Below are 13,324 nucleotides of genomic sequence, written 5' to 3' on the forward strand. Positions count from 1 at the left end.
AGGAATGAACAAAACGCTAATCGCCGCAGCTGTGGCAGGGATAGTTTTACTCGCTTCAAATGCTCAGGCACAAACCGTACCGGAAGGCTATCAGTTGCAGCAAGTGCTCATGATGAGCCGCCATAACTTACGTGCGCCGCTGGCGAACAATGGCAGTGTGCTGGAACAATCCACACCGAATAAATGGCCAGAATGGGACGTCCCCGGTGGGCAGCTCACCACCAAAGGCGGTGTGCTGGAAGTGTATATGGGCCACTATATGCGTGAGTGGCTGGCAGAGCAGGGGATGGTGAATTCGGGGGAATGCCCGCCGCCGGACACCGTTTATGCCTATGCCAACAGCCTGCAACGTACCGTCGCGACCGCGCAGTTCTTTATTACCGGCGCATTCCCTGGGTGTGACATTCCAGTCCACCACCAGGAAAAAATGGGCACCATGGACCCAACCTTTAACCCTGTGATCACCGATGATTCCGCCGCATTCAGTGAACAGGCGGTGGCGGCAATGGAGAAAGAGCTCGGCAAACTCCAGCTTACCGACAGCTACAAGCTACTGGAAAAAATCGTTAACTATAAAGATTCTCCTGCCTGTAAAGAGAAGCAACAGTGTTCGCTTGTAGATGGCAAAAACACCTTTAGCGCGAAGTATCAACAAGAACCGGGCGTTTCCGGGCCGCTGAAAGTCGGCAACTCGCTGGTAGATGCGTTTACTTTGCAATACTACGAAGGTTTCCCGATGGATCAGGTGGCGTGGGGAGAAATCAAATCTGACCAACAGTGGAAAGTGTTGTCGAAGCTGAAAAACGGTTACCAGGATAGCCTGTTTACCTCACCGGAAGTGGCGCGCAATGTTGCGAAACCACTGGTCAGTTATATCGACAGAGTGCTGGTGACAGATCGCGCCAGTGCACCGAAAATCACGGTACTGGTTGGGCACGACTCAAACATTGCCTCTCTGTTAACGGCACTTGATTTCAAACCGTATCAGTTGCATGACCAGAACGAACGCACGCCGATTGGCGGCAAAATCGTTTTCCAGCGTTGGCATGACAGCAAAGCTAATCGCGATTTGATGAAAATTGAATATGTGTATCAGAGTTCGGAACAGTTGCGTAATGCCGACGCGTTAACGTTGCAGGCTCCGGCTCAGCGCGTGACGCTGGAATTAACCGGCTGCCCGATAGACGCTGATGGTTTCTGCCCAATGGATAAGTTTGATAGCGTGTTGAATGAAGCGGTGAAATAACAGAAAACTCCCCCGCGTGAAGCGGGGGAGTCGCTGGTTAAACGTTTTTACGTTCGATGGTCTGTTCGCCCCAAAAAAGCGAATCTTTATCGGTCTTAGCAAAGGCTTTGACTAACACTTCATCGCTACCTTCTTCCCAAATCTTTTCCGCCATTTTTTCGTCGTACCCGGCGACTTCGAAAATGGCCTCGGCTATTTCCGGCGACGTATTGCGCAGAGATGCCCATTCACCGACGTGATGAGCTTTCGCTTCTTGAGTTGGCATGCGTATCCTCCTGTTGAAGATTAGCCGTTAAGTTTAACTGCCAGACCTGCGACATATTCCCCTTGATAACGAGCAATAGACAGTTCTTCCTGGCTGGGCTGGCGTGAACCGTCACCGCCTGCGATGGTGGTTGCGCCGTACGGCGTACCGCCGCGAACCTGTGAAACGTCAAATAATTCCTGCGCTGCGTAGCCAATGGGGACAATCACCATGCCATGATGCGCAAGGGTCGTCCAGGTGGATGTGATGGTTTGTTCCTGACCACCGCCAGTACCTGTGGAGCTAAAGACGCTCGCCAGTTTGCCGTACAGCGCGCCGGAAGCCCACAGGCCGCCCGTCTGGTCGAGGAAGGTACGCATTTGACCGGACATGTTGCCAAAGCGGGTAGGTGTACCAAAAATGATGGCGTCGTAATCGGCCAGTTCTTGCGGGGTTGCAACCGGTGCAGTTTGTGTTTTACCGCCTGCTTTTTCGAATAATTGCGGCGGCATGGTTTCCGGTACACGCTTAACGACAACTTCTGCGCCATCCACTTTGCTTGCGCCTTCAGCGACTGCGCGCGCCATCGTTTCAATATGTCCGTACATGGAATAATAAAGCACCAGAACTTTAGCCATTTCTAACCACTCCTCGTGTTATCTCTATTCCGTAGCGATTCGCTACCACTTATTTAAAGATAAGACGTCCTTTTCAGAGTGCAAATTTCACAACCACTTATTTGATTTATAACAACTTTCACAAGCACGTAATTTTGTCGCAAAATGACACATTTTTATCTCATTGCGTTTTTTTAATCATAAGAGCGGCTTATGGATAATTATTGGAGATGATATCTATTCTCGCTAAGAAGCTGTTGCAGGATATTACTAAATGCGGGTCTGCCCGCGTCAGTTCACTAAGCTTAGTCCCACGTAGCGAAAATATGGCAGCCGCCATACGCCGCGTTAATTCTATGCAATATGATGTCTATACCCAGACGGAGGTCAGTAATGGCAAACCATCGAGGCGGTTCCGGCAATTTTGCAGAAGACCGCGAAAGAGCATCAGAAGCAGGTAAAAAAGGTGGACAGCACAGCGGGGGTAATTTCAAAAATGACCCGCAGCGCGCATCTGAAGCAGGTAAAAAAGGTGGCAAGAGCAGTCACGGTAAAAGCGACAACTAGCCGGGCTAATCAATGACGCATGCATTTTTGTCTGTAGCTCGTCAAAAAGCCATCACCGCTGGTTACCCCGGCGGTTGATACTGATGACAAATGTAAGCTTGCCTGATGCGCGGTGCTTATCAGGCCTACCAGAAGATTGCAATATATTGAATTTGCACTGTTTTGTAGGCCGGATAAGGCGTTCACGCCGCATCCGGCATGAACAATGCGCACGTTGTCAACAATCTGCACCGCCGGTAATCCCGGCGGTTTTCTGTTTATGGTTCCTGATGAACAACTTCTGGCGGAGGAACGTCAACCAACCTTCTGCTCAACAACGCATTGAGTAAAATCGCGCCAAAGGTTGCTGTACCGATCCCTCCCAACGTAAAACCGCCCAGCGTGAGAGCAAAATCACCCGCGCCCAGCACTAAGGTTACTGCGACCATAATCAAATTACCGTTCTGGCTTAAATCCACACGGTTTTGTACCCAGATCCGTGCGCCTGCGACGGCAATCAGCCCGAACACAACAATTGAAGCACCACCAATCACCGGTGCAGGAATGGTATGGATCAGCGCGCCAAATTTCGGCGAAAAGCCCAACAGCAAGGCGATGACGGCAGCAGCAACAAACACCAGCGTCGAGTAGACTTTGGTCACGGCCATCACACCGATATTTTCAGCATAGGTGGTTACGCCGCTACCGCCGACAGAGCCGGAAAGCATCGTTGCCAGCCCATCGCCTACGAATGCCCGCCCCATATACGGGTCCATATTGCGTCCGGTCATCCCGGCTACCGCCTTCAGATGACCTAAGTTTTCCGCCACCAGAATAACCGCCACGGGCGCAATCAGCATCATTGCCTGACCATTAAAACCAGGAGTGGAGATATGTGGCAGACCGAACCAGGCAGCATGGCTGACGAGAGTAAAATCGACGGCTTTTCCCAGCCCTAAAACGTTGGTCATCACGCCATACAGCAGACAGGCGACAATTAATCCTACGAGAATCAATAATCGCTGGATCATGCCACGGGTAAACACCGCCACCAGCCCAATACACAGCACCGTCATTACCGCCATCCAACTATCAAAGGCCGAAGCCGATACACTTTTCACTGCGATAGGCGCTAAGTTCAGGCCAATCGCCATCACCACCGCACCCGTCACAACCGGCGGCATTAGTCGTTCAATCCAGCGCGTACCGATTTTCATCACCACCAGGCCAATGACGGTATAAACCAGCCCACAGGCGATAATCCCGCCCAGCGCGATGCTGATATTCGGATTAATTCCCTGACCATTAAAGCCCGTCGCGGCGATCACCACGCCGACAAAAGCCGCGCTGGAACCGAGATAACTGGGGACGCGCCCGCCGGTAATAAAGAAAAACAGTAACGTGCCGATCCCCGACATTAAAATGGAAAGGTTGGGATCCAGCCCCATCAGAATCGGCATTAACACTGTCGCGCCAAACATTGCCACCGCGTGTTGAACACCCATCACTGCCGTTTGAGCAAACGGCAATCGTTCATCCGGCGCGACCACGCCGCTCTCTGTAGAGGTCGATTTTAACTGCCAGTGAGGAAAACCGAACATTGCCATCAGCTGTCTCCTTAAGGAGGTTAACAAGCAGGGCGCATTAGCGCGTGATAACTGCGATCGAACCACACCAGTCCGTAGGGAGTAGCGTGACGACGAATCGCCTCGATGGCGCAAAACAGGATGTCGTGGGTGCCGATGCTCACCACCTGGCTGATGCGGCAGTCAAATGAAACCAGTGCTTCTTCCAGTTGCGGGCATCCGGTTACGCCAGTCTGCCAGCGGGCGGCGGCAAAGCGGTGTTCCATGGGCGTTTTACCGCCAAAAAGGTTTGAAAGCGGCTCCTGCCCGGCGCTAAGTGTATTTACACACAGCGTTCGGTTTTCATTAAATACCGGCCAGACGGATGCCCCACGATTCAGGCACACCAGTAATGTGGGCGGTGTGTCGGTTACGCTACAGACGGCGCTGGCGGTGAAGCCAGCACGCCCGGCGGGACCGTCCGTGGTGATGATATTGACTGCCGCACCCATACAGGACATCGCATCGCGAAAGGTTTGTTGATCGACAATGTTCATAGTTTGCTCCTTACAACAGCCCGCAGGCTACTTCAAAGGACAGACGTGGCAGGCGCGCATAAAGCTTGCTGCTATCGCCATAGCCGATGTTAATCAGCAGGTTGCTTTTCAGCGAGCTACCCGCAAAAAAGGCGTCGTCCACGTGTTGACGGTCAAAACCCGACATCGGGCCGGTATCCAGCCCCAGCGCACGGCAGGCGACGATTAGATAGGCCGCCTGCATGGAACTGTTGCGAAACGCTGTTTCTTCGGCAAGTTGTGGGCTGGAGGTAAACCAACTGCGGGCATCGCCGTGAGGAAACAGCTGTGGTAACCGTTCATAAAATTCACTGTCCCAGGCGACGATCGCGGTGACGGGCGCGGTCAGGGTTTTTTGCAGATTGCCGCTGGAAAGCGCCGGGCGCAGACGTTCTTTTCCTTCTGCAGTGCGGATAAACACGATCCGTGCCGGAGAACAGTTAGCTGATGTCGGCCCCCATTTCATCAGGGCATAAATCTCCCGTAATGTCTCATCGCTGACGGGTGTCTCTCGCCAGCCGTTGTGAGTGTGGGCATCGGTGAACAGGGTGCTAAGCGCACCAGGGCTAACGGCTTCGTTCATAGCAATTCCTTACAGGGCGGCTTCACGGTGATGTAACAGGCTGGCAAGCCCGTTGAGTAACAGAGCATTAAACGTTTCGGGATCGGTCACGTTGCAGGCGTGTCCGCCATAGCGCATCACCATTTTCTGGCTATCGGGCAGGGCGGCATGAAGTTCACTGGAACAGGCTGATGGCACGAGCAGATCATCACTGGCGCAGATGATTTGCACCGGGCAGCGGATGCGATCCGTATGGCGACTAAAGTCAGCACGTTTGAGGGCGTTAAGTCGACGCAGTAAATTGTTTTTGCCCTGAAAATGCGCCAGTGCCAGCGCGTCCTCCGCTTCAAGGCGAGGGGCGCGGGCCGCCATCCAGTCGGCGGGGTAGAGGAACAACGGCTGCGCTTCCACCCATGCCTGCGCGCCGCCGCTATGCAGTAATCGTTCGCGAACCTGAAAACAGCGGCGGGTATGGGCGTTTATTCGTAGCCAGCCGTTAACGCTGACCAGTGCAGTGACCGATGCGGGATAATCCAGCGCCAGCTGCATTCCCACTAGCGCCCCGAGCGCATGGCCGATCACCGCATAACGCTCAATCCCCACACTCATCAGCGCCTGATGCAGTTCCTCTGCCATCTGCGCCAAACTGTAGTCTTCCGCCAGCGTATCTGGATTATTTCCGGTACCGCGCTGGTCGTAACAGACTACCTGATACTCCTGATCCAGCACCGCCAGTTGCGGTAACCAGTAACTGCCGCTACCGCCAAGACCCGAAATCAACACCACTACGGGCGCATCAGCATACGGGGGAGGTGAGAGTGAAAGTTTCATCGCGGCCTCACTTGGCGATATGCGCAATCGTGGCGATTTCCACCAGCGCGTCAGGCTTTACCAGTCCGCACTGAATGCAGAATCGCGCCGGTTTATCATCAGGGAAAAACTCGGCGTAGATTTCGTTAATCGCGGCGTAATTTTTCCAGTCGGTAATAAAGATGCTGTTGAAGGTCACATCCGCCATCGTGCCACCCGCCGTCTCGATGACCTTGCGGATGGTTTCCAGAACGTGGCGGGTTTGCGCCTTTGGGTCATCGGCAAACAGCACGTTATTATATTGATCAAAAGCCAGCGTACCGGAGACATACACCACGCCATCAGCCAGCGTGCCGGGAACGAAGGGAGCCAGCGGTGCGCTGCTGCCAGCGGGAATAATTACGGATTTTGACATCGTTAAACTCCTTAAGCGATACGAGCAAAGGACGTGGGAGAAAGTGCGTCGCAGAACGTTTCGACGTCGCTTACCCAGCCAAAAAAGGTTTCGATATTGAACAACGCTGCTTTCTGTGCAAATTCCGGCCCCGCCTGGTGTGTTGCGTCTTCCAGCACCACGCCGAAATACTCCAGAAAAAAGCCGTCGCGTAGCGTCGATTCGACGCAGACGTTGGTAGCGATGCCGGTGAAAACCAGATGGCGTATTCCGCGGCTGCGCAAAATGCTGTCCAGCTGCGTATTGAAGAAACCGCTGTAGCGCGGCTTCGGCAGCACAATATCGCCAGGCTGCGGCACCAGTTCATCTACCAGTTGATAATCCCAGGAGCCTTTCGCCAGCAATTTCCCCTGTAGTTGCGGCTGCTTACGCATGGTTTTCAGGGCGTTCGATTTATGAAAATTCGGTGAGCCGGGACCGCCAGCCTCGACATACTGTTCATCCCAGCCATTTTGAAACCAGATGATCAACATCCCTGCCGCTCGCGCTGCGGTCACGGCGGTTTGAATATTGGCAATGACCGGGCGAGTGGTTGAGACATCAAACCCGGCGAGATCTAAATAGCCACCTGGTGTGGCATAAGCGTTTTGCATATCCACCACGATCAGCGCACTTTGCTGCGGATCGAAGGTAATGGCTTCCGGTCGAGCGGTTAAGGTCGTCATCATGCCACCTCCTGAGTTAGCGCAGGGAGATGGGCGCGGCACTGCAACAGTGGTTGAATACGCTCGCCGAAGGTTTCGATTCCCGACAAAAAATCATCGAAAGTCAACAGCACGCCTTCGGCACCAGGCACGCTTGCGACTTCATCTAACATGCGCGCGACACTGGCGTAAGAACCGACTAACGTCCCCATATTGATGTTTACCGCCGAAGTGGGATCGGCCATCTGACGGACGTTGGTGTCAGTACCGGAGCGGGTATCTTTCTGACTTTGTTCGGTTAGCCAGCTTAACGCCTCTTCATCGGCACCCGCTTTATAGTGTTCCCATTTGGCGCGAGCGGCATCGTCGGTTTCGTCGGCAATCACCATAAACAACACATAAGAGCCAACGTCGCGCCCGGTTTGCTCTGCGGCCTGTTTCATCCGAGCGGCGGTCGGGGCGAAAGCCGTGGGCGTATTTACGCCTTTGCCGAAACAGAAGTTGAAATCGGCATACCGGGCGGAGAACGCCATGCCAGCGTCGCTTTGCCCGGCGCAGATCACTTTCATGGGTACACTCGGTTGCGGACTGACGCGACAATCATTCATGGTGAAAAAATCGCCTTTAAAATCGCTTTTCCCCGTGCCCCACAGGTCGCGCAGCACCTGAACATATTCGGTGAGATAGTCGTAACGACGGGAGAAATAGTCATCGCCAGGCCAGATACCCATCTGCTCATACTCGGGCTTTTGCCAGCCAGTCACGAGGTTGACGCCAAAACGCCCGCCAGAGATGGAGTCAATGGTTGCGGCCATACGGGCGACGATTGCCGGAGGTAACGTTAAGGTGGCGGCAGTGGCGTAAATCTGAATGCGCGAGGTGACGGCCGCCAGCCCCGCCATCAAGGTGAACGACTCAAGGTTGTGATCCCAGAACTCAGTTTTGCCGCCAAAGCCACGCAGTTTGATCATCGACAGGGCGAAGTCGAAATGGTAGTGCTCCGCTTTTTGCACAATGGCTTTATTCAGTTCAAAGGTCGGCATGTACTGCGGCGCGTGGGTCGAAATGAGCCAGCCGTTGTTGCCAATAGGTACGAATACGCCAATTTTCATCATCAACCTCTCTTCGTCTCGTAAAGTGAAAGTCAGACGGGGCGCTGCATCCTGCATATCCTTTTCAGCCGCGTAATGGTTTGTTTGCAAAGCGGATGCCAGTTTATAAAAAGTGAATGTTATTAATGTGTTAATGTTAAGTTGTCTAAAATATCTGGAAAAAAGTGGACTAAACGGTCAAAACAGTTGCACATAAAACATGCATCCGTGCGCGATGAGAGTGCAGAAGGTCGAGGCCGGGCAGGGGTTTTGCTATCCTGTTGCCAATCTACAAGAGGGGAGAGCGCATGACGCAAGGCGCAGTGAAAACAACGGGTAAACGTTCGCGCGCAGTGAGCGCGAAGAAAAAAGCGATTCTTAGCGCAGCACTGGACACTTTTTCGCAATTCGGTTTTCACGGCACAAGGCTGGAGCAGATCGCAGAGTTGGCAGGCGTTTCAAAAACCAATCTGCTGTATTACTTTCCGTCAAAAGAGGCGCTGTATATTGCCGTACTGCGGCAGATTCTCGATATCTGGCTGGCACCGTTAAAAGCGTTTCGTGAAGATTTCGCCCCGCTGGCGGCGATCAAAGAGTACATCCGTCTGAAGCTGGAAGTCTCACGCGATTATCCGCAGGCTTCGCGCCTGTTCTGTATGGAGATGCTGGCAGGCGCGCCGTTGTTAATGGATGAACTGACGGGCGATTTGAAGGCATTAATTGATGAGAAATCGGCGCTGATTGCCGGTTGGGTAAAAAGCGGCAAACTCGCGCCGATTGACCCGCAGCATTTGATTTTTATGATTTGGGCTTCCACTCAACATTACGCCGATTTCGCCCCTCAGGTGGAGGCGGTGACAGGCGCGACGTTGCGCGATGAGGTATTTTTCAATCAAACGGTTGAAAACGTGCAGCGGATTATTATTGAGGGGATTCGACCACGTTAATGATGCCGGAGGAGGTTATAGCATCCTCCGGCAACCTGCTTAACCGATCGTCATTAAACTGGCGTTACCGCCAGCGGCAGCGGTATTCACGCTCAGCGAGCGTTCGATATACAGCCGTTCCAGAAGGATATTGCTTTCGCCACGGGCAAAACCCTGCACTGAAACAATTGCACCATCCCGCGCGGCAACGGCTTCACACAATGCGCGAAGCTGATCCGAATCACCGTGGAAGATCACCGCATCAAATGGTTGAGCGGTTATATTTTCCGCTTTCGCCAGTTGAATACGTTCGCTGACTGCCGATGGCAATGCCTTCACTAACTGACGATGCAGCGTGTCATCCGGCCACAGTACCTGGCTGCCCACCGCCAGCACGGCGGCGAGCTGTGTCAGCGCATCCTGTTCATCATCCGCGATACACAATACGCGCTCACGCGGCAGCAGCGTCCAGGTGTTGCGTTCACCCGTCGGCCCTGGCAGCAATCGTTGTGTTCCTGCCTGCGCCAGCTCGCCATATTGCGTACATAACGCCTGCAATTCTGGACGATTTGCTGCCCATTCCCGCAGTGCATTCAGTGGCTGAGTCAATGCGGCTTTCAACTGCGCATCGACCGGATACTCTGCATCCTGACGCGCGAGCGTCACCGCCAGCGCACTTTCCGGGCGATTCGCCAGCAGACGATAGAGATAGAGCGGACCGCCTGCTTTCGGCCCGGTACCGGACAACCCTTCGCCGCCGAACGGCTGCACACCCACCACTGCGCCCACCATATTACGGTTAACATACAGGTTACCAACATGGGCCGAGCCAGTGACCTGGGCAATGGTTTCATCAATACGTGTATGAACGCCAAGCGTCAGACCATAACCGGAAGCGTTAATCTGCTCGATCAGCTCTGGGAGCTGGTTACGGTTGTAACGCACCACATGCAGCACCGGACCAAAGACCTCTTTTTGCAATTCGGCAAAGTCATCCAGTTCGATCAGCGTCGGGGCGACAAAGGTGCCGCTTTGCCATTCACGGGCATCTTCGCTGTTTTCCCGCACCGCCTGGAACACCGGACGGCCTTTGCTACGCATGGTCTGAATATGGCGCTCAATATTGGTCTTCGCTTCGCCATCAATCACCGGACCGATATCGGTGGTCAGGCGACCCGGATTACCCATCCGGCATTCGGCCATTGCGCCGCGCAGCATTTTCAGCGTGTGGTCGGCAATTTCATCTTGCAGACACAGCACGCGCAGTGCCGAACAACGCTGACCTGCACTGTCGAAGGCCGAGGCCAGTACATCCACGACGACCTGTTCGGTCAGGGCGGAGGAATCGACAATCATCGCGTTCATGCCGCCGGTTTCTGCGATGAGTGGAATTGGGCGGCCCTGAGCGTCCAGGCGGCTGGCGATATTGCGTTGCAGTAACGTAGCGACTTCGGTTGAGCCGGTAAACATCACCCCGCGTACGCGATCATCACCCGTCAGTTGTGCACCTACGGTTTCACCCTGACCGGGCAACAACTGCACCACGCCTGGCGGTACGCCCGCTTCCAGCAAAATGGCAATCCCTTGTGCGGCAATCAGCGGCGTTTGTTCTGCCGGTTTTGCCAGTACGCTGTTACCTGCCGCCAGTGCGGCAGCGATTTGCCCGGTGAAAATCGCCAGCGGGAAATTCCACGGGCTGATACACACCACAGGCCCTAATGGACGGTGGGTTTCGTTAGCGAAATCATCCCGCACCTGTCCGGCGTAGTAGTGGAGAAAATCGACCGCTTCGCGCACTTCGGCAATGGCGTTACTGAAGGTTTTTCCGGCTTCACGCACCAGAATACCAATCAGTTGCTGCATCTGGCTTTCCATCAGTACGGCAGCGCGATGCAAAATCGCCGCGCGTTCGGCCGGAGGCGTGGCAAACCAGATTGGCGCGTTATTAACTGCACTTTCCAGCGCCTGTTCTACTTCACGCGGCGTGGCTTCACGCACAAAGCCCACAATATCTTTCGGTTCCGCAGGGTTAATAACGGGCGACATCTCACCTGCCGCTACCGGTTGTTCCAGCATTGGCAAGGCCTGCCATTTTTGCAGTGCACTATTGAGCAGGGCAGAAGAGAGGGATGCCAGCCGGTGTTCGTTAGCGAGATCCAGCCCTGCCGAGTTGTCGCGCCCGTGACCGTAAAGATCGCGCGGCAGGGGAATTTTCGGATGGGGTAATCCAGTTTGCCCTTCCTGTTGTGCCAGTTGTTCTACAGCAGTGACCGGATCGGCGACCAGTTCATCCAGTGGCAAAGAGGTGTCGGCAATACGGTTAACAAACGAGGTGTTAGCACCGTTTTCCAGCAGGCGACGCACCAGATATGCCAGCAGTGTTTCATGGGTACCGACCGGAGCATAAATACGACACGGTCGGTTAAGTTTACCGTCGGCAACTTTCCCGGTGACCTGCTCATACAGTGGCTCGCCCATACCATGCAGGCACTGGAACTCGTACTGACCCGGATAGTAGTTTTGACCCGCCAGTTGATAAATTGCCGCCAGCGTATGGGCGTTGTGCGTTGCGAACTGCGGGTAGATTAGATTCGGCACCGCCAGCAGCTTTTTCGCACAGGCGAGATAAGAAACGTCGGTATACACCTTGCGGGTATAAACCGGATAACCTTCAAGGCCGTCCATTTGCGCACGTTTGATTTCACTATCCCAGTACGCGCCTTTCACCAGGCGAATCATCAGACGACGACGGCTGCGGGTGGCGAGATCAATCAGGTAATCGATCACCAGCGGGCAGCGTTTTTGATAAGCCTGAATAACAAAACCGATGCCGTTCCAGCCTGCCAGTTCAGGCTCGAAACAAAGCTTTTCCAACAGATCGAGGGAGATCTCCAGACGATCGGCCTCTTCGGCATCAATGTTAATACCAATATCGTACTGACGCGCCAGCAAGGTGAGTGATTTCAGACGCGGGTAAAGCTCTTCCATTACCCGATCGTACTGGGCGCGGCTGTAGCGCGGATGCAGCGCCGACAGCTTGATTGAAATGCCTGGACCTTCATAGATGCCACGACCATTGGAGGCTTTACCAATAGCGTGAATCGCCTGCTGGTAGGAAACCATATATGCCTGCGCGTCCGCTGCGGTCAGTGCGGCTTCGCCCAGCATATCGTAGGAGTAACGGAAACCTTTCTCTTCCAGCTTGCGGGCATTGGCTAACGCTTCCGCGATGGTTTCACCAGTGACGAACTGCTCGCCCATCAGACGCATCGCCATATCCACACCTTTGCGGATCAGCGGTTCGCCACTCTTACCGATAATGCGATTCAGCGAACGCGAGAGGCTGGCTTCGTTATGGGTAGAAACCAGTTTGCCGGTAAAGAGAAGCCCCCAGGTGGCGGCATTAACAAACAGCGACGGGCTACGACCAATATGTGACTGCCAGTTACCGTTGCTGATTTTGTCGCGTATTAACGCATCACGGGTGGCTTTGTCGGGAATACGCAATAGCGCTTCCGCCAGACACATCAGCGCCACGCCTTCCTGCGATGACAGCGAAAACTCCTGCAATAATCCCTGAACCATGCCTGCGCGACCACTGGCATTTTTTTGATTACGCAGTTTATCGGCCAGTTGATACGCCAGTTTATGCGCCTGTTCAGCAACCGGCTGCGGCAGGCGAGCTTGTTCCAGCAGCATAGAAACCGCTTCGGTTTCCGGGCGGCGATAGGCGGCGGTGATAGCCGCACGGGAAACCGACTGTGGCAAAATTTGCTCGGCAAAGTCGAGGAATGGCTGGTGTGGTTCCTCTGCCGGATTCGGTACTTCATCGCTCTCATTGGCCGCGCCAGAAAGCAGCGCAGGTAGCTCCGGCAGAGTATCGCTGTTTTCCAGTTGTTCAAGATAAGAAAAAATCGCCTGCTTAATTAACCAGTGCGGTGTGCGATCGATACGTGTCGCGGCAGACTTAATGCGTTCACGCGTCGCGTCGTCCAGCTTAACCCCCATGGTGGTGGTTCCCATGCCATTACTCCTGTTGTTCTG

13 protein-coding genes are annotated in these 13,324 nt (G+C 54.1%); 3 read left to right on the forward strand and 10 right to left on the reverse strand.

The genetic code is table 11. The features are described 5' to 3' along the window. The first annotated feature begins 4 nt into the window (after positions 1-4). A complete protein-coding gene (gene agp / locus BGE37_RS06380; RefSeq protein WP_105287868.1) occupies positions 5-1,246 on the forward strand; it encodes a bifunctional glucose-1-phosphatase/inositol phosphatase in 1,242 nt (413 codons plus the stop codon). 37 nt (positions 1,247-1,283) lie between these two features. Here the strand turns inward: agp and BGE37_RS06385 are convergent, their stop codons facing one another. Together BGE37_RS06385 and wrbA are read right to left on the reverse strand one after the other, a co-directional pair. Then, positions 1,284-1,511 (reverse strand): YccJ family protein, encoded by a 228-nt coding sequence (locus BGE37_RS06385; RefSeq protein WP_001143120.1) that lies wholly within the window; start codon positions 1,509-1,511, stop codon positions 1,284-1,286. Between the two features lie 20 nt (positions 1,512-1,531). Further along, positions 1,532-2,128: an NAD(P)H:quinone oxidoreductase gene (gene wrbA, locus BGE37_RS06390; RefSeq protein ID WP_001151437.1), complete on the reverse strand. Its 597-nt coding sequence runs from the start codon at positions 2,126-2,128 to the stop codon at positions 1,532-1,534. Between the two features lie 372 nt (positions 2,129-2,500). Here wrbA and BGE37_RS06400 point away from each other — a divergent pair, with 372 nt between their 5' ends. After that, the gene (locus BGE37_RS06400) at positions 2,501-2,674 is read left to right on the forward strand and encodes a general stress protein (RefSeq protein WP_001273658.1); all 174 of its coding nucleotides are present in this window, start codon (positions 2,501-2,503) and stop codon (positions 2,672-2,674) included. Positions 2,675-2,931: 257 nt separating this feature from the next. Here the strand turns inward: BGE37_RS06400 and rutG are convergent, their stop codons facing one another. From rutG to rutA, 7 genes are read right to left on the reverse strand one after another with little or no spacing between them, the layout of a single operon-like run. Beyond that, on the reverse strand, positions 2,932-4,260 hold the full coding sequence (rutG, locus tag BGE37_RS06405; protein ID WP_105277097.1) for a pyrimidine utilization transport protein G: 1,329 nt from the start codon (positions 4,258-4,260) through the stop codon (positions 2,932-2,934). A gap of 20 nt (positions 4,261-4,280) precedes the next feature. Beyond that, positions 4,281-4,775 carry an NADH-dependent FMN reductase RutF gene (gene rutF / locus BGE37_RS06410; protein ID WP_105277098.1) on the reverse strand — a complete coding sequence of 165 codons (495 nt, stop codon included), beginning with the start codon at positions 4,773-4,775 and terminating at the stop codon, positions 4,281-4,283. A 10-nt stretch (positions 4,776-4,785) separates the two neighbouring features. Continuing rightward, a complete protein-coding gene (locus BGE37_RS06415) occupies positions 4,786-5,376 on the reverse strand; it encodes a malonic semialdehyde reductase (RefSeq protein WP_105277099.1) in 591 nt (196 codons plus the stop codon). 9 nt (positions 5,377-5,385) lie between these two features. After that, positions 5,386-6,186: a pyrimidine utilization protein D gene (gene rutD / locus BGE37_RS06420; protein ID WP_105287869.1), complete on the reverse strand. Its 801-nt coding sequence runs from the start codon at positions 6,184-6,186 to the stop codon at positions 5,386-5,388. A gap of 7 nt (positions 6,187-6,193) precedes the next feature. Then, positions 6,194-6,580, reverse strand: a complete 387-nt coding sequence (rutC, locus tag BGE37_RS06425; RefSeq protein WP_105287870.1) for a 3-aminoacrylate deaminase — start codon at positions 6,578-6,580, stop codon at positions 6,194-6,196. Positions 6,581-6,591: 11 nt separating this feature from the next. Further along, positions 6,592-7,284: a peroxyureidoacrylate/ureidoacrylate amidohydrolase RutB gene (gene rutB / locus BGE37_RS06430; RefSeq protein WP_105287906.1), complete on the reverse strand. Its 693-nt coding sequence runs from the start codon at positions 7,282-7,284 to the stop codon at positions 6,592-6,594. Next, on the reverse strand, positions 7,284-8,375 hold the full coding sequence (gene rutA / locus BGE37_RS06435; RefSeq protein WP_123057320.1) for a pyrimidine utilization protein A: 1,092 nt from the start codon (positions 8,373-8,375) through the stop codon (positions 7,284-7,286). The genes rutB and rutA overlap by 1 nt, the downstream gene beginning before the upstream one ends. 287 nt (positions 8,376-8,662) lie before the next feature. Between rutA and rutR the strand changes: the two genes are divergently transcribed. Continuing rightward, a complete protein-coding gene (gene rutR, locus BGE37_RS06440) occupies positions 8,663-9,301 on the forward strand; it encodes an HTH-type transcriptional regulator RutR (protein WP_000191701.1) in 639 nt (212 codons plus the stop codon). Between the two features lie 39 nt (positions 9,302-9,340). Here rutR and putA read toward each other — a convergent pair whose 3' ends face one another. Beyond that, positions 9,341-13,303 carry a trifunctional transcriptional regulator/proline dehydrogenase/L-glutamate gamma-semialdehyde dehydrogenase gene (gene putA / locus BGE37_RS06445; protein WP_105287872.1) on the reverse strand — a complete coding sequence of 1,321 codons (3,963 nt, stop codon included), beginning with the start codon at positions 13,301-13,303 and terminating at the stop codon, positions 9,341-9,343. Positions 13,304-13,324: the final 21 nt, after the last annotated feature.

Origin of the sequence: Escherichia sp. MOD1-EC6300, assembly GCF_002965045.1 — a bacterium.
GTDB classification, from domain to species: domain Bacteria; phylum Pseudomonadota; class Gammaproteobacteria; order Enterobacterales; family Enterobacteriaceae; genus Escherichia; species Escherichia coli_F.